This window comes from Sporolactobacillus nakayamae (genome assembly GCF_900113325.1).
GTDB classification, from domain to species: domain Bacteria; phylum Bacillota; class Bacilli; order Bacillales; family Sporolactobacillaceae; genus Sporolactobacillus; species Sporolactobacillus nakayamae.
In genome coordinates this window covers 101466-118883 of the sequence record NZ_FOOY01000005.1, presented here as the reverse complement: position 1 = coordinate 118883, position 17418 = coordinate 101466, and the positions used below count along the sequence as shown (strand labels likewise).

At 44.4% G+C, this 17418-nt stretch carries 18 protein-coding genes; 9 read left to right on the top strand and 9 right to left on the bottom strand.

All coding sequences use genetic code 11. The features are described from left to right. Positions 1-139: 139 nt before the first annotated feature. The 7 genes from BM003_RS04095 to BM003_RS04065 form a co-directional block, all read right to left on the bottom strand. Positions 140-514: a hypothetical protein gene (locus BM003_RS04095; RefSeq protein WP_093670380.1), complete on the bottom strand. Its 375-nt coding sequence runs from the start codon at positions 512-514 to the stop codon at positions 140-142. 240 nt (positions 515-754) lie between these two features. After that, positions 755-1273: an O-acetyl-ADP-ribose deacetylase gene (locus BM003_RS04090; RefSeq protein ID WP_093670378.1), complete on the bottom strand. Its 519-nt coding sequence runs from the start codon at positions 1271-1273 to the stop codon at positions 755-757. Positions 1274-1405: 132 nt separating this feature from the next. Then, positions 1406-2866 carry an IS1182 family transposase gene (locus tag BM003_RS04085; RefSeq protein ID WP_093670376.1) on the bottom strand — a complete coding sequence of 487 codons (1461 nt, stop codon included), beginning with the start codon at positions 2864-2866 and terminating at the stop codon, positions 1406-1408. 186 nt (positions 2867-3052) lie between these two features. After that, positions 3053-4033 carry a polyprenyl synthetase family protein gene (locus tag BM003_RS04080; RefSeq protein ID WP_093670374.1) on the bottom strand — a complete coding sequence of 327 codons (981 nt, stop codon included), beginning with the start codon at positions 4031-4033 and terminating at the stop codon, positions 3053-3055. A gap of 20 nt (positions 4034-4053) precedes the next feature. After that, positions 4054-4587 carry a Gx transporter family protein gene (locus BM003_RS04075; protein ID WP_093670372.1) on the bottom strand — a complete coding sequence of 178 codons (534 nt, stop codon included), beginning with the start codon at positions 4585-4587 and terminating at the stop codon, positions 4054-4056. Between the two features lie 24 nt (positions 4588-4611). Beyond that, on the bottom strand, positions 4612-5031 hold the full coding sequence (locus BM003_RS04070) for a NusG domain II-containing protein (RefSeq protein WP_093670579.1): 420 nt from the start codon (positions 5029-5031) through the stop codon (positions 4612-4614). Positions 5032-5057: 26 nt separating this feature from the next. Next, positions 5058-6998 carry an NAD(P)/FAD-dependent oxidoreductase gene (locus tag BM003_RS04065; RefSeq protein WP_093670370.1) on the bottom strand — a complete coding sequence of 647 codons (1941 nt, stop codon included), beginning with the start codon at positions 6996-6998 and terminating at the stop codon, positions 5058-5060. A gap of 261 nt (positions 6999-7259) precedes the next feature. Here BM003_RS04065 and pplA point away from each other — a divergent pair, with 261 nt between their 5' ends. From pplA to BM003_RS04030, 7 genes are all read left to right on the top strand, one after another. Continuing rightward, positions 7260-8165 carry an extracellular electron transfer flavoprotein PplA gene (pplA, locus tag BM003_RS04060; RefSeq protein ID WP_093670368.1) on the top strand — a complete coding sequence of 302 codons (906 nt, stop codon included), beginning with the start codon at positions 7260-7262 and terminating at the stop codon, positions 8163-8165. Positions 8166-8296: 131 nt separating this feature from the next. Beyond that, the gene (locus tag BM003_RS04055; protein WP_093670366.1) at positions 8297-9316 is read left to right on the top strand and encodes an FAD:protein FMN transferase; all 1020 of its coding nucleotides are present in this window, start codon (positions 8297-8299) and stop codon (positions 9314-9316) included. Positions 9317-9422: 106 nt separating this feature from the next. Next, a complete protein-coding gene (menA, locus tag BM003_RS04050) occupies positions 9423-10361 on the top strand; it encodes a 1,4-dihydroxy-2-naphthoate polyprenyltransferase (RefSeq protein WP_093670364.1) in 939 nt (312 codons plus the stop codon). A 16-nt stretch (positions 10362-10377) separates the two neighbouring features. Continuing rightward, positions 10378-11190, top strand: a complete 813-nt coding sequence (locus tag BM003_RS04045) for an energy-coupling factor transporter ATPase (RefSeq protein ID WP_093670362.1) — start codon at positions 10378-10380, stop codon at positions 11188-11190. Continuing rightward, positions 11175-12038, top strand: coding sequence for an energy-coupling factor transporter ATPase (locus BM003_RS04040; protein WP_342742011.1), 864 nt, complete (start codon positions 11175-11177; stop codon positions 12036-12038). The genes BM003_RS04045 and BM003_RS04040 overlap by 16 nt, the downstream gene beginning before the upstream one ends. Next, positions 12035-12832, top strand: a complete 798-nt coding sequence (locus BM003_RS04035; RefSeq protein ID WP_093670360.1) for an energy-coupling factor transporter transmembrane component T family protein — start codon at positions 12035-12037, stop codon at positions 12830-12832. Before BM003_RS04040 ends, BM003_RS04035 begins: the two co-directional genes overlap by 4 nt. Before the next feature lie 126 nt (positions 12833-12958). Next, positions 12959-14248, top strand: a complete 1290-nt coding sequence (locus BM003_RS04030) for a VTT domain-containing protein (protein WP_093670358.1) — start codon at positions 12959-12961, stop codon at positions 14246-14248. Positions 14249-14379: 131 nt separating this feature from the next. On the opposite strand, the gene BM003_RS04025 is transcribed toward BM003_RS04030, so the two are convergent. After that, on the bottom strand, positions 14380-15315 hold the full coding sequence (locus tag BM003_RS04025) for an aldo/keto reductase (protein ID WP_093670356.1): 936 nt from the start codon (positions 15313-15315) through the stop codon (positions 14380-14382). Positions 15316-15491: 176 nt separating this feature from the next. On the opposite strand from BM003_RS04025, the gene BM003_RS04020 reads away from it, so the two are divergent. Next, positions 15492-15839, top strand: coding sequence for a PadR family transcriptional regulator (locus tag BM003_RS04020; RefSeq protein WP_143128427.1), 348 nt, complete (start codon positions 15492-15494; stop codon positions 15837-15839). Further along, positions 15840-16844, top strand: coding sequence for a hypothetical protein (locus tag BM003_RS04015; protein ID WP_093670354.1), 1005 nt, complete (start codon positions 15840-15842; stop codon positions 16842-16844). It abuts the gene before it with no gap. Between the two features lie 47 nt (positions 16845-16891). Here BM003_RS04015 and BM003_RS18055 read toward each other — a convergent pair whose 3' ends face one another. After that, positions 16892-17023, bottom strand: a complete 132-nt coding sequence (locus BM003_RS18055; protein ID WP_281242861.1) for a hypothetical protein — start codon at positions 17021-17023, stop codon at positions 16892-16894. Between the last annotated feature and the right edge of the window lie 395 nt (positions 17024-17418).

Genomic DNA, 17418 nt, shown 5'->3' with positions numbered 1-17418 from the left:
CTTTTGCTTGAACGCTGATTCTTTTCTCTGAACGCTGATACTTTTGCTTGAACGCTGATTCTTTTCTCTGAACGCTGATACTTTTGCCTGAGCGCTGATTCTTTTGCCTGAACGCTGATTCATTTTCCTGAACGCTGATTCATTTTCCTGAACGCTGATTTTTTTCTCTGAACGCTGATAAATTTGCCTGAACGTGATTTTTTTCTCTGAACGCTGATTTTTTTCTCTGAACGCTGATTCTTTTGCTTGAACGCTGATTCTTTTGTCTGAACGCTGATAATTTCGCCTGAACGCTGATTCTTTTGCTTGAACGCTGATTCTTTTGCTTGAGCGCTGATTCATTTGCCTGAACGCTGATACTTTTGTCTGAACGCTGATACTTTTGTCTGAACGCTGATACTTTTGTCTGAACGCTGATACTTTTGCTTGAACGCTGATTTATTTGTCTGAACACTGATTTATTTGTCTGAACGCTGATAATTTCGCCTGAGCGCTGATATTTTTGCTTGAACAATGCAAAATTGGTCTCTTTTACTCATGCATTTTTACTGTGCAGTCCGTCTTCACTGCGCAGTAAAAACTTTATTGAAACGATACAGATGAGGCATATGAAAGGACGGCAGTGCCGTCCTCAGATTGATGTTGGTGCGTTGGCCTTTTTTTGTGCAATTATATTAAATGGACTTTAATCGAGCAGTGCTTCAAAATTCAACGCTAGCCACACTGGGTTCGCTGGAACACGGATTAGATCTGCTCATGACTCATTCAGTTCGGATAATGCGTGGTCATAAGCGCGTTTCGTTCCATCGTCAAAGCATACCATTTGAACCTGTTCCACGACTTTAGCGCTTCGTAAGAAATCCTGAATCACTCGAATCGCAAGTGGCGCTGCTTGGTCAAGTGGAAAATGGTAGACGCCTGTGCTGATCGATGGGAACGCCACGATTTGGCATCTATATGTCTCCGCAAGCTTAAGACTGTTCATATAACTGTTGCGCAATAATTCCCGCTCGTGATGATTGCCGCCTTGCCAAATGGGACCGGGCGTATGGATGACGTACTTGGCTGGTAAACGGTAGCCTTTGGTTATCTTTGCTTCGCCGGTGCGGCAGCCGTTCAGCGTTCGACACTCAGCCAAAAGTTGGGGACCCGCGGCACGATGAATCGCACCATCCACGCCTCCGCCGCCAAGCAGGGAGGTGTTTGCCGCGTTGACAATGGCATCGACGTTCACCTGTGTAATGTCGCCAAGCGTGAGCGTAATTTTATTCATAAAAAAACCTCCAGTCCCAGATGAGGTCACTGAAAAACTTACGTTTTTCTACGGTAGGTAGTTAATGCTGACAAAAATGGCCGCTTATCATCTGTTTTTTTGATGATAAGCGGCCATTTTTCCTGTTCTTTTTTATTCTTTTTCGCTTAGGAGCTTCAAAATTCGCTTGAGATTAACTGCGAATATCGCCGTTGCCCCTTGAATTTCCATGCCAAACAAACCCGCCGATGATGCTGTATCATACCCGTGTCTGTGTTTTAATTCACTGTTTTTAGCTTCTATTTTATAACGTTCTTTTGCTTTTTCTTTAAAGTAGTCGGTTTTCTGAAATTCCATTTGTTTCGAATGTTCATCGGATTTAATACTGATCGAATAGGTCTTGCTCTTTGCTCCTTCTTTATAGCACCCCTCTCGAAAAGGACAATGGTGACATTTAGTGATGTCAAAATAATAAGTGTCTACTTGATTCTTTCCCACACCTTTTTTCCCTTGTCTCGCTTTCCGAATGGCCATGTGTCCAGCCTTGCACACATACATACCGGCATCTTTATTAAATTGAAATTCATCTTCTTTTTTTCGGTTTCCTTGGGTCACCATGGGGTTCAATTTTGAGACCAATTCCATCTCGTTTTCTTGAGTATAGCTAATATTGCTTTTTTCGGAGTAGGCGGCATCACCTATGATTGTTTTGACATCCATTCCTGCTTGAACACTCTTGTTAATTAACGTTTCGAGTTGCTTGCCATCATTCTTTTCTCCCGTTGTAATCGTAGCCGCTGTAATAATACGTTCATCACTCATCGCAAGATGTGTTTTATAACCGAAGAAAGAAGAATCTTTTGTTTTGTGGCCAATCCGTGCATCAGGATCAACCGAATGATTCATATGTTCTTTAAAATCATCGACGCTCTCTTTTAGTACATTTAACTTTTCTTTAACAGCAGGAATCGCAGTGATTTGTGGTTCTTGTTCAATGACAGAAATGAGTTGATGACAATAATTTAATTCATCATTTACTTCGTTAGATGTATTTTTTTGCGGGAAGTTCTCTTTCATTGATCCATTTATTTGATAAACTGCTTTTCGAACATTTTTAGCTTTTTCTTGTAAAAATTCGATCGGTGATTTTTGGTTATAACGCGCTTTTGTATGGGTGGCGTCGACAATCAAGGTTTTACTTTTAATAATTCCTTTCTCCAGCGCAATCGCAACAGTTTTCCCAATAAGCATGTCTAATAAGTTAACATCTTGAAGACGTTGTCTTCGAAATTTGGTTAAACAACTTGGATCAATGACTTCCTCCTCAGGTGCCATATTGAGGAAATATTTAAACGACATATCGTATCGAGAACGTTCGACTAAATCGCTATCTGATAAGTCATGAATCGTTTTTAATAATAAATATTTGAACATTCGAATCGGAGAAATCGCCTTGCGACCATTATCAAGGCAATATTTTGTTTTTAATTCATCGTAGATGAACGAAAAATCGACGAGTTCATTGATTTGACGAAGCATATTATCTTTTGGAACCACGAGGTCATAGATTGCTGCATAGGGACTGAGAATGAGCGTTCCTTGATTAGAGATCATTGAGCTACCACCTACATACGTTGATAGTTCCATTATAAAGGAAAAGGGCAGTTGAATGTTTGATTGATCAAACATTCAACTGCCCTATGAAAATAATGGACTTTATCAGTGGCCTCGTCCCAGATCAATGTCTCTATTATAACGCGAATACGAGCATTGATCACAACGTTGAAGGTTATCCTGACCTTACATTTTCCGGTCTAACAGCGACTTTGTCAGCCTTTCAAGGGTTGTTTTGTACACGCCGTCTGGTAGTAAGCTCAGTTCTTTGAGCGCTTTTTGTGTGTACATGCGTGCGAGATTGACTGATTGAGAGATTCCGTCGTGTTTCTGAATACAGTCAAAGATCGCGGCTAAGTCACCGTCGCTTAGATTGCCACGTTTTTTCAAAAGTGGACGGAGCGCACTAGGGTCGGCTTTGATCGCGTAAATCAGTGGGAGCGTGTAGACGCCTTGCCGGATGTCGCTCATGACTGGCTTTCCCAAAGTCTTACGCGTGCCTTGATAGTCTAATAGATCATCGACAATTTGGAACGCCATGCCCGTGTAATGGCCCATTCGCCACGCGTGCATGGCAACTTTTTGATCAGCCCTGCTCGCCAGCGCGCCGGAGTAGCAGCTGATCGCGAAAAGCTGCGCCGTTTTTCCGGAAATTTGCGAGAGGTAGCGTTTGACTGAGACTTTTTCTTGATATTGTCCATGCAATTGTTCCAGTTCGCCGGCCAGAATTTTATCTGCTTCAAACCCGTAAAAATTAACGCGAGGAGCGGAATCGGCATACTTGGAGAGAATGGAAAAAGCCAAGGTGAGCAGATAGTCTCCTGTGTAAATAGCGAGCCTGTTGCCATAATCCTTATGCAACGTCGTTTGTCCATGGCGCGCGTCCGCCTTATCAATGACGTCATCATGGACGAGCGTTGCCATGTGCAGGCATTCGAGCGCGGCGGCCACCGCTTTCGGACGGTCCCGATCCGGATCCGGTCCGATATGCGCGCATAAGAGTAAATACGCCGGACGAAGCATTTTGCCTCCCGATCGAATCATTTCCTTAATTCTGTTCTCTATTTCCGCATCCCGTACGCGAATATAGGAGTCGATTAATTGGAGAACATCCGAAAGCTCTTCTTTAAGCCCCGGATACGCATCCCACATTCTGTGTACACCCATCATAGTCACCACCCATGCACCTACTCATTTGTTTCACGCAAATAGCGATAACGTTGCAGTTTCTCTACATGATTCAGCAAGTAATTAGCCACGATGCCGATAGCAATTCCAGCCAGAATACCGGCAAAAGAGAGTACCGGCAGATACAAAAGTACCGACCACGTTTGCGCGACCCAGCTCGCGACAATAAGTTGTCCGACGTTATGCAAAATGGCTCCAGTCGCGCTCACGCCAATAAGGCTGACACGCTCAGGGCCTAATTTTTTGACCAGCCACATTCCTAAAAAGCTCAGGACAATGCCGGCAGCGCTGTACATAAATGTTGAGATTGTGCCGCCGAGCAAGGTTGCGAGGATTAAACGGATCGTGACCACTTTTACTGTATCCTTTGTTGAAAGTGTGTAAAGCGCCATGCACGTGATTATATTAGCGAGCCCAAGCTTTGCGCCCGGCGCTACGGCAAAAGGAAAGGGAATCGCGTTTTCAAATAGGCTGATGATCACCGCTTGAGCGGCAAGCAGCGCGATATAAGCATTCAGCTGATTCTTGGTCATTCGCTATCAAATCCTTCTGCCGTCTTATGAACTTACAATAATATCCTGAGTTGCCTCCGTATCACTCTTAACCTCAATAACTAAATGGTGCGGCAGGCAGACAATTGTTTCTCCGGGCTTGGAGATATACCCAACCAGCACGCAGTTTTGATCGGGACAATTTGCGCTTTTAATTCGAATTTGATTCTTTCGAACTTCAATCACATTTTCATCACCGTCACCGCTGTGCACGGTGAATTGGAAGGTGCGTGTGTTGCCCGTAAGCTTTATTTTTCTAATTTGCTTGTTGTCCAAGGTAACAGTTGCCACACGATTTTTTACATCACTAGTTGTGGTTTTCGCCTGTACAGCGCTGAAAATCGCAAAGGGAAGAAAAGAGATAAGAATAAGCAATGCCACAATAATAATATCCCAGCGCTTGATCATTTTAAAGTAGCTGCTCATCACTTAGTTCCCCTCTTTAAAAAGATTTATTGATTTAGATTTTTGTTTTCCGATGCACGTGTCAGCGCAGGACTGCTGTTTTCCTCAGCATCGTTATAGATCGCCTGCTCCTTGCCGTACCACCAGCGGCTGAGTGTCTTTTGAAGAAATGGAACGACCCAGTAATCTAACCCGACGCTTCGTCCTGATCCGTTCATCAAAGCGATCGAAGCGGGGAGTGCCCATAATTTATCCCATCCGAGCATTGCGCTCAAGGTAAATACGACGAGAAATCCTGCGCTCGCGCCGCTGCTGATCCAAGTAAATAGGCCGGCAAGAATAGCGAGCCCGATTGCGAGTTCAACAAATACCATGGTTCGCTGCATGAATATCGCCATGTCGGCGTTCGGGAGCATGAGCTTCATGATCCATTCAAACCAGAACGGCATTTTACTGAAAATCGGTGTCGCCCATTGAGTTGCCGTGTCACCCGCGCCGCTTCCGGCTGCCTGACTTGCACCTGTCGTCGCGGTTTGCAGCCATTCAAATGGCATCTTCACAGCTGATCCGGTCAGCCAGGAGTCCTTGCCTAGTCCGTTAAACAAGAGATGCACATTCGACCAGCTTGATGTTGCTTTGTTCCAAGTGCTCTCGCCCCATAGCTTTGCGAACGCTTCGACGAGCCAGAATCCGCCGACAAACACGCGCAATGGAAGGCTCCAAAGGACATTACCGTACCGAGTAGACAGGTTGCGGAAAATGTTCCGTTTATCTTTCGTTTGAAAAAATTCATGCATGATGTAGTGGAACATATAATGCGCACTGCGAATGCCAAAGAAGTAGTACAGGTTCACCATGTGCTTCATGAAATTAGCGAAGAAGCCGCTTAAGTGCAGACTTCCTAAATGAGCGACTCCGTACCGAGCGCCAATAGACACCATCACGCCGTGATAATTGCCTTTGAACGCTGCTTTTTCTCCACCGTTTATATCTGCTATGATGTTTTTCACTGCAGTTCCTGCCGTTTGTTCGGCCGCTTCAACAATTTGAGGCGTCGGCTTTCCGCCATCTTCAAAATAGGCGAGGTCGCCGACAACGTATACATGATCAAAGCCCTCAGCTTCCATATACTTGTTGACCGTCAGGCGACCGGCACGCGCTGATTTCATGCCGAAGCTGCTTGCTTGCGTATTTGCTTTTACTCCGGCAGTCCAAATCAGGGTGTGTGTTGGAACTTCTTCGCCTGATTTCAGAATGATGCGGTCTGCTTTTACGTCAACAATCGGGGAACTGGTTAAGATTTGGACGCCTTTTTTACGCATGTATTTTTCTGCTTTGCCGGCATCTTTTCGATCAAGCATATTTAAAATCGTTGGTACCGCTTCCACTAAATACAAAGAAATATCCTTTTCATCGAGTTTATTAATCTTTGCCAATCGAGCTTTCCATTCAATCAGCTCGCCAATCATTTCGACTCCAGTAAAACCGGAGCCGCAGATGGCGAAGTTCAGCATTGCCCGGCGTTTTTCTGCATCATGTTCCGTTGCTGCTTTACGAACGATCTGTTCAATATGCTCACGCAGCTTTACCGCGTCTTCCCAAGACATCAGTGTAAAGCCGTGTTCACGAACACCAGGTGTTCCGAAATCGTTCGGTTCGCCGCCCATGCCCAAAATCAAATAGTCATAGGCGTACGTGCCGCGCTCTGTTGTGACTGTCTTTTTTTCATGATCAACTTGTGTGACGTGATCAGTAACAAGGTTGACTTTTGAATGCTTAAATAGTTTACGTAGGTCAAATTTGATCGCTTCAGGCTCGACACGGTGTGCGGCGACTTCATGAAGCTCGGTCATCATTGTATGGTATGAATGCTGATCAATCAATGTAATGGTGACCGACGTATCTTTCTTAAACTTTTTAGCTAATTTTTTTGCCGCGTGAACGCCTGCGTATCCGGCACCAATAACAATAATGCTCTTATTGCTCATACTATCTTCCCCTTCCGCAAAACTTTATTAAAGCGCTATCATAAAAATGAGAAATGATTTGTGAAAAAAAGAACAATTGCCTAAATTAATTTTACTCTCTGGATATCTATGTGTCTACAACTGAGACTTGACGAACATTTTAAAAATTTGAAAGCGTTCACAAAAAGGGTATAGCCATTTATCCAATGTGATGGTATTATAAGTGAGTAAGGAATGTGATGAAATTCACAATTTGTCATATTAAGGGGGTAAATGTTGATTATGAGTATTAAAAAACTACTGTTGCCGTTAGGTCTTTTAATCATCATGATGTTAGCTGCGTGCGGCTCAAATGAAAACGCTACCAAATCAAACACAGAGAAAAAGGCTTCCGGATCGAGTGAACCCGCCACATCCAAATTGATTGCAGGAGCACCTTTAAAGGATGGCACTTATTCATTGAAAGAAAAGGAGCTTGATAGTCACGGCTGGAAAGCGACTATGTCGATTACAGTTAAAGACGGTAAAATTACGAAATCTGATTACAATTATGTCAATAAGGATGGGAAGCTGAAGTCGGAGGACGCGGGCTACGAAAAAGCAATGAAAGCGAAATCCGGAGTTGGTCCTAAAGAATACATTCCACAACTAAATAAAGCGCTTGTTGCCAGCCAAGATGCGCAGCAGGTAGAAGTTGTTTCCGGTGCGACAGAGTCATCTGATCACTTCATTAACTATGCGCAGCAATTAATCCAAGCCGCGCAAAAAGGCGATACGACGCCAATTGAAGTGGACGCACAGGCGAAATTAAAAGACGGCGTGTACAAATTAGCAGAAAAGAACTTGGCGACCACGGGTTGGAAAGCATTCATCAACATGACAGTTAAGGATGGGAAGATTACAAAAGTTGATTATAACTTCAAGAATAAAGACGGCAAACTGAAAACGAATGACGCCGGCTACGAAAAAGCGATGAAAGCAAAATCCGGCACAGGTCCGAAAGAATATATTCCAGCGCTTAGTAAAGCTTTGATCGACAAACAAAACGCTGAAGAAGTAGATGTCGTGTCTGGTGCGACACACTCCAGCCATTCGTTCCGTGTCTATGCGGCGCAGCTGATTAACGCCGCTCAGAAAGGCGACACAGCACCGATTGAAGTCGACAATCTTGTATTCCAAGAAAAATAAGAACGGTTACATTATTGCCATAAAAGACTTTAGAGCGCAGAATAGCTCTAAAGTCTTTTACACTAATTAACTATGATCGACGTGGAAGGAATGAGACCGATGAAGAAAACAGGCATTGTTTTTTTTTAATCATGTCCTTGCTGATTGCGACGGGATGCAGCAATAAGGCGCAAACAAAAAAAGTAGAGCTTCTCAGCAATCCCTACAGCAGGACGGAATTCCTAATGGGAACGGTTGTGACTGTGAAGATTTACGATAAGGGAAAGGCTCATGTACTTAAGCCGGTGTTCAAACGAATTGAAGAACTGGCGCATGCAACAACCGTAGAGGACAAAAATGACCGGTCTGAGATTGATGAGGTGAATGACCAAGCGGGAATTAAGCCGGTAAAGGTTTCTAAAGACATCTATCGCATGGTTAAGATTGGCAAAAAGTACAGTGGGCGTTCCCATGGGAGCTTCGATCTGACCATCGGGCCATTGACGAAATTATGGCATATCGGTTTTTCTGATGCCCGTAAACCGGCGCAAAGCGAAATTGATCACGTACTTCCACTGATTGGCTATAAACGAATGATTCTGAGCGATCAAAAACAAACCATTTTTCTCAAGGACAAAGGCATGCGCCTTGATCTCGGAGCGATTGCCAAGGGTTTTATCACTGATGAAGCAGTCACGGTACTTAAGAACTATCATGTTCAGTCAGCAATTGTGGATCTAGGCGGTAATATTTTTGTAATGGGAAACAATGCTTCCGGAGAAAAGTGGACGGTGGGGATTCAGAACCCTTACTCACCGCGTGGAGAAATTGTCGGAAAAATTAAAGAATCCAATCAATCAATTGTTACATCAGGAATCTATGAACGTTTTATCAAAGTCCACGGGAAAATTTATCATCACCTGCTCAATCCTGCCGACGGCTATCCGTTTACTAATGACATTGCCGGCGTTTCTGTGATTACGGATGCATCAACCGATGGCGACGCACTTTCCACCGTCCTGTTTGCCGAAGGGGTTAAAGGCGGACTGGCGTATGCCAAGAAGTGGGGGATCAAGGCAGTGTTTGTCACACGGGATAAGGAAGTCTATGTAACACCGAATCTGAAAAATAAATTCTTGCTGACAGATAAAACATTTAATCTGGTCAAATGACGAACGTTGGGTTTGGATAAATGATTTATACCCGGAATGTGAGTCCGAGTGCAAAAGCGATACCGCCCATAACAATGAGTAGATGAAGAACAAAGGAGTGAAAAAGATGTCTCTGCGCGCATTTCTTAAGCTTGTTGAGATTCAAACCAAACTGGCCAGTCTCTTCCCTTTTCTCGTCGGCTGCTTGTTTGTTTCGTACCGCTTCCATCAATTGAATCCAATCAATACATTGATTTTCTTTAGTTCCATGCTGCTTTTCGATATGACGGCGACGGCGATTAATAATTATATGGATTACAGAAAGGCAACCAATGACGAATACCGCAGAAAAGAGAATATTGTCGGACAGGCGAACATTCCGGAAAGACGTGTTATTTTCACGATCATCAGTCTGCTGGTTTTAGCGACAGGATTAGGTTTGGTACTTGTGGTACGAACCGATCTCATTGTTTTGCTGATTGGAATGGTATGCTTTGCCATTGGCATCTTATATTCCTTTGGTCCGATTCCGTTCTCCAGAATGCCGATTGGTGAAATCTTTTCAGGAGTCACGATGGGGTTCGGTATTTTGTTTCTGACCGTCTATGTTAACGCGTATAATCAGGGAATCGCGAATATTATATGGGAAGGGCGAATGATTACACTTCACGCGGATATTCTTCTGCTCTTCGAAATTGTATTGGTTTCATTCCCTTGTATTTTTACGATCGCGAATATCATGCTTGCAAATAATATATGTGATCTTGACGATGACATCAAGAATCATCGGTTTACCTTACCATACTATATCGGCAAAAAGTATGCGATTTGGCTGTTTAACGGTCTCTATGCTGCAACCTTTGCCGCAATCATTGCTGCTGTTATTCTTGGAATTCTTCCTTTGATTATGCTGCTTGCATTGCTCGCAATTATTCCTGTGTACAAACAGGTCAAACAGTTCAATCAGGTGCAGGTTAAATCGAAAACATTCGTTGTTGCAGTGAAAAACTTGATTCTAGTGAATGGAACGTTCGCGTTATTGCTTATGGTCGCTGTTTTCCTGTAAAGAGAGGTTGAGTCCAATGAAGGATCTGATGATTGACGTTGAAAATGTAACATTCAGATATGATCGTCGTGAACAAACAGATGCACTTTCATCAGTATCGTTCAAGGCGGAAAAAGGTAAGTGGCTGTCTGTCATTGGCAACAACGGCGCCGGCAAGTCTACTTTAGCAGCGCTGTTGATCGGGCTGATCCAGCCGAGTCAAGGGACAATCCGCATTAACGGCGTGGCGCTTGATGAAGAGTCCAAGTGGACCATTCGGCGTAGCGCTGGTATTGTCTTTCAAAATCCGGACAATCAGTTCATCGGTGCGACGGTTCAGGACGATGTCGCATTTGGATTGGAGAATCTGAATGTACCCGCTGACCAGATGCGATTGCGCGTGACAGAAGCTTTGGAAACGGTCGGCATGCTGAATTACCGGACCGCCGATCCGACGCAATTGTCCGGTGGGCAGAAGCAGCGCGTAGCCATCGCCGGCGTGCTCGCATTGCGTCCTGATTTGCTGATTTTGGATGAAGCCTTTGTCATGCTTGATCCGCGAAGCAGACGCGAGCTGCTCGCAACATTGAAGCGGTTGAAGACAGAACGAGATTTGACTATTCTCTCGATCACGCATGATATGAACGAGGCAGCAGCGAGTGATCGAATCCTTGTTTTAAAACAAGGACATGTCGCAAGAAGCGATACCCCTGCTCATATTTTCAGCGAAGAGACGGAACTCGCGGCACCTTTCAGCGAGCGTTTGCGGCGGCTGTTGCTGAAAAAAGGCCGCAGGGCGCCGGAATCCTATCGGACGGAAAGTGAAATGGTTCAATGGCTATGCGACTAAGATTGGATCACGTGACGGCAGACTATCAGATTGGTCCGGTGCGAAGCCCTCGGGTGCTGCGGGAAGTGAGTATGTCCTTGCAACCCGGCACATTTACAGCAGTGGTTGGCCCGACCGGAGCAGGTAAATCCAGCCTGCTAAAGGTGTTGAACGGACTTTTGCTCCCTCAGTCAGGACAAGCGGAAATCGGAGACATCACCATCGACGGCAAATCGAGCAAACGTTTACTGAAGGCGGTTCGGAAACGTGTCGGGTTGGTGTTTCAATTTCCTGAGTCCCAGCTGTTCGCTGAAACCGTGGAACAAGACATCAGCTTCGGACCCTTGAATTTCGGCGCGCATCCCCGTAACGTACATGCATTGGCAGAAAAAGTGATCGCTCAAGTCGGCCTGGATGAATCCATACTTTACCGATCACCGTTCTCATTGTCGGGTGGTCAAAAAAGGAGAGTCGCGATTGCCGGTGTCTTAGCCCTGGAGCCTGAGGTGCTTGCGTTAGATGAACCAACTGCCGGCTTAGATCCGACAGGAAAAGAGGAGCTGCTCTCACTTCTCAAGCAATGGAACAAGCAGAACGGATTAACCATTCTTATGGTCACCCATGATATGGAAAGCGTGGCACGCTATGCGGATGATGTGGTGGTGATGGAAAAAGGAAGAGCTGTTTTTCACGATTCAATGCGCAAATTATTCGAGGATACGGAACGCCTGGAAAAATGGCAGCTTGATGTTCCGGATGCCAGACGTTTCCAACTGGAATTCGAGGTGCGTTCAGGTACGCGCTTGCCACGCGTCTGTCTGACTGAAGATGAACTTGCGGATGCACTGATTGAGGTGGGACGCGTATGAACAAGTTAATTCTCGGACGCTATTTCCCGGGTGATTCACTCATCCACAGATTGGATCCACGTGCCAAATTGATCTCCGGAATTGCTTTCATTTTCATATCTTTTTTGGCAAAGAATAGTCAGGGTCTATTTTTGCTTTGGCTCTTCACCTTTTTCGTCATGAGTACAACGAGAGTTGGTTTTCGTGCCTTTTTTCGCGGTGTTCGTCCATTAATTTGGCTGATCTTGTTCACCGTGTTTCTTCAGATTTTATTTACCGCCGGCGGAACCATCTATTTCAACTGGGGCCCAATAAAAATTTCAGAATATGGATTGGCTAACGCACTGTTTATCTTCTCGCGTTTCGTGACGATTATAGTCGTCACAACGGCTGTGACTTTAACAACAAAACCAATGGAACTTACAGATGGCTTGACCTTTTTGATGCGGCCGCTGCGTATTTTGCGGGTTCCGGTCGACGAATTGTCAATGATGCTGTCGATTGCCCTGCGTTTTATCCCGAATTTGCTCGATGAGATGCAGCGCATTATGGATGCTCAAAAAGCGCGAGGAGCGGTTTTTGGCGAGGGTTCGCTTTTTCATCAGATGAAAGCGTTGGTGCCCATTTTTCTGCCGCTTTTTTCAAGCTCGCTCAATCGCGGCGAGGAGCTGGCCAATGTAATGGACGTGCGCGGGTATCGATCCGAGTTGCCGCGTTCTTCCTTTCGCCGGTTGATTTGGAAAATAAAAGATACGGTCTGCATGCTTGTCATTTTGCTGCTTATCGCTGCTTTTGCGGTTCTGAATCTTATTTAGTGATTAATGATGGTGCATTCTCATTGGAGAGTGGATTTTTTTGGCTGCAAAAGGTACTGTAACGATAAGTTGGGTCGAATACTATTTTAATGAAAATAGTTTTTTTGCTGTGCGGAGGAAACATGAATGAGTGTTTTAAGTCAATTACTGAATGAATATGGGTACCTCACACTCTTTTGCGCGTTAATGCTTGAATTGATTTGTATCCCGATTCCCAATGAAGCCCTCTTGAGTTATGTCGGCATCTTGTCCTTTCACGGGAAGATGAATCTGATTCTTTCTTTGTTATCGGCAGGGTCCGGTGGAATTCTAGGAGCGACACTCTCTTACTGGATCGGTTATACGCTTGGTGTTCCATTTTTTCGCAAGTTCGGTAGCTATATTCATATGGGACCGGAGAAAATGGAGCGAATTTCAAAATGGTATGGAAAATATGGAAAGGTGCTTTTAGTCTTTTCTTTTTTCATACCCGGTATCAGGCATATTGCAAGCATTATTTCCGGAGTGATTCGTCTTCCGTTTCGATCATTCTGCCTCTTTGCTTATAGTGGCGTCTTTCTCTGGACAGGCACATTTCTATCACTCGGTTATGTATTGGGTCCGCAGTGGGATAAGTATCAAGGAGAAATTCAAAAATGGCTGGTACTGGCCAGTATTTTCTTCGGTATTGTTTTGCTGTGTTCCCTTGTGATCAAAGCGAATCGAAGGTATATCAAGGAGTCACTTTTCCTGCTTTTTCAGGCGACTTTTAAGCGGTATCGAAGTTTTTTGAAAATCAAATTATTTATTTTTTTGATTCTGGCCGCATTTATTTCTTTTATTACTTTGATGGTGGGAATGATTCAAAATTTCATTAGCAATGAATTCACGCCGTTCGATAAGATCTCCAGAGCGGTTATCTCCTTTGTCGCCGATTCTCGGTTATGGTCCACGATGCAGCATATATCAGCCTTGTCTTCATGGACTGTATTAAGTATTATTCTGATTTTTACAATCGGTACGATCCTTGTTAATAACAGAGACAAATGGCTTGAGCTGCTGTTTCTTGGCCTGACTCTGACCGGGGGCTTTCTTTTTTCAAACGGCGTTCGCTGGCTCTTTCGTTTTATGCTGACCGGCAGCTATACAAGTGCGGATTTTCCGAATGAGCGATCGATGATGGTTCTTATAATAATTGGCTATTTTTTGATGATGCTGGTGCGCCATCAAAAGAATTATCTGATCAGCATGATCGAATTAGTTGTGCTCCTTTTCATCTTGCTGGCTTATTCCGTCAGCGCAGTCAGCATTTTCCGTATTACTCCGAGTGATCTGCTGGCGGGCTATGTTTTTGGAGCGGTTTGGGTGAGTGGTCTGATGCTTACACTTGAACTATTCCGATTTCTGTCACTCATAAAGAAAGGATTAAACCATTAAGGGATTCATTCATCTGAGGCGTAGCGTGACAGGTGAAGTGGGTGATGATCGTTCGAAGGGTGGATTGATCTGTTTAAGAAAAAGTTCCAATTAAAAAAGGCCGGGCACAATGCTCGGCCATCAAAATTTTATTACGGCAGTTTGTTGCCCGCCGCCTGGTAAATATCGTACCATTCCTCACGGGTGAGCGTAACGTCCGCACCTTTAGCAGATTTAGCAATTCGGCTCACGTTTGTTGTACCGAGAATGACCTGCATCTCAGCCGGATGACGAAGGATCCACGCGACAGCAATTGCGTTATTGCTGACTCCGTATTTCGCCGCAATTTCATCAATTTTCTTGTTTAATTCAGGAAACTTCGGGTTATCTAGGAAAACCCCTTCGAAAAATCCATATTGGAATGGCGACCATGCCTGAATCGTTACATCGTTCAGACGGCAATAGTCAAGAATGCTGCCGTCACGATCTGATGCGCCGTCGACAGTCATGTTTACATTGATTCCTGCATCAATCATTCCGGTAAACTTGATGCTGAGCTGGAGCTGATTGATTTCCAAGGGCTGCTGCACTGACTTTTTCAGAAGTTCGATCTGGAACGGATTCTGATTGCTGACACCAAAGTGAAGCACCTTGCCCTCGGAATGCAGCTGATCAAATGCAGCGGCCACTTCTTCAGGTTCAACCAAAGCGTCCGGACGGTGCAGCAGCAGATAATCCACATGATCCGTCTGCAAACGTGTCAAGCTTGCGTTGACTGTTTCAAGCAAATGTTCTTTCGAAAAATCAAATGCTTTATTATGTTCGCCGTTGCCGCGCACAATGCCGCATTTTGTCTGCAATGTGATTTTATCACGCAAGCCGGGCTGTTTTGCAAGCACTTTACCAAACAGGGCCTCACATGCACCGTCACTATAGACATCCGCGTGATCAAAAAAGGTAACGCCATTTTCTAAATCGGTTTTGATTAGCCGATCCACCGCTTCCTCAGACATGTCCGAAATGCGCATACATCCTTGAACAACTGCCGACCCTAATTTCTTTTCAGGTCCAATTGCGATTTGTTTCAAGACTAAATCCCTCCACTGTATCAATAGTTGAAAGCCTTTTCGTAATTAATATTAGAACGTACACATACAAAATTAAAGCAAAAAGGCTTAATTAAGTAGTTAAAGTGCTTAGAATGATAAATAAAATTGACAATAGTGTGTGATACACAGTATATTAATGCTGTGGAGTTGATGAAATGGCTGAAGAAAATGAACTCATAGACAGCTTAACGCAGGAATTGAGACGTGGCACAATCGTGCTCAGCGCGCTGAGCCAGCTTTATGGGCCGCAATATGGCTACTCCCTTGTGAAGGTACTTGAAGAAAAAGGTGTTTCTGTCGATGCGAATACGCTTTATCCGTTATTGCGTAGGTTGGAAAAGCAAGGACTTCTAGAGAGTCACTGGGATACACGCGAAACACGACCTCGTAAATATTACCAAATCAGCAAAACGGGTGAGAACGTGTACGTACGTTTGTGCAAGGAATGGCGGAAGATGGTTAAGAGCATGAACAATTTGCTTGCAGATCAGGAGGAACAGTAAATGGGACTAATTGATCGATATATTTATGCGCTGATCCGAAGAATTCCCTTGAAGCAAAGAGCGGATAGTGAAAAAGAGGTGCGCAGCCTGATTGAGGATATGCTTGACCGGCGTGCCTATGGGAGAGAGGCAACCTCGGAAGACATTGAGGTGATTTTGACAGAACTTGGCGATCCAAATAAGCTCGCTGAACAATACCGAGGATATAATCGCTTTCTAATCGGTCCTGATGCATTTGACACTTACTGGACGGTGCTCAAAATCGTTCTCGCAGTTACGGAAATCGCGGTTGGCGTCACATTCGCCATTCAAGTTCTTGTCTCTCCGACCAATCTATTAAAAGAGTTTGTCGATGCTTTGATTTCCGGCGTTTCTTCAGGGATGAATGGATTTGCGATCGTCACGATCATCTTTGCACTCTATGAGTTTTCACAACGAGATAACAGTGGCCGTGCTGGGGGGAAAAAGAAGAACTGGAGTCCGAAGAGTTTGCCGGATATTCCCGATTCAAAGAAAGAAATCAAACGTAGCGAGTCAATCATCGGCATTGTTTTTTCGATTCTGTTGATGGTTCTATTCGTTTATTCGTCCCATCTGATTGGGATTTATCATTTGGCAGACGGCCGCATCACGCAGGTTCCAATTTTCAATGATGAAACAATTCGGGCAATGCTTCCACTCGTTTTCGCGTTGGTTAGTATAGGTATCCTGAAGGAGTGTCTGAAGCTGGTGACCAGATGCTGGACTAAGAAACTGGCTGCTTATCTTTTCGTGATCAATGTCGTGTCCTTCGCTATAATCGCAGCTATCTTTACAAATCCGGCACTGTGGAATCCGAACTTTTTGAGCGACATGGTCCATGCAGGAATTGTGTCTGGAGATGGTGATGATTATCAGACAATAAAAACGATCTGGGAGATCGTGACCGGCAGAATGGTCTTGCTCATCGCTCTCGGTTATCTGATCGACACCTGCGAGCTGTTCTACAAGGGATTTCGAAAATAGACAAGAAAAAACAATTCGTGAATAGCCTAACGCAGCGGATCAAAAATTCAGTGCAAGGTTAGATAGGCGATCAGAACAAACAGCAGCCAATACGGAAACCAAAGTACTGCATACAAAGCGATACCCAATGCGGCTTTCCAATCACGCGGTCTCTGCTTAGCGAAGTGATTCGTAAACATCATGTAGACTGCCGCGGCCAGAATAGCGACCCAAAAGAATCTGATGAACTTAGTGATCATTATACACGGTGTAAATTGCAAATTATTTCTCGGGAAATATGTCGTACTTTATCAAATAGAGTGAACAATGGATGAATAAGTGGGGGAGGTCTCATCATAAACGAGGATGTGGGTCCATTTTTATAGCAATACTGTCATTTATAGAAAGAAAATGATCCGCCTCATATGCCATCGCAGTGGCTGAAGTGGATCAATTTTCAGTGTAATAAATTCACTTACGCACTACTGTCCGCTCAATGCGGATGTTGCCATACACGCCATCAGTGTTAGCAGCACTGATGACATTACTCGTATTATACATTTTATGTATGGACATGAGAAGAAAAGTAAAACCT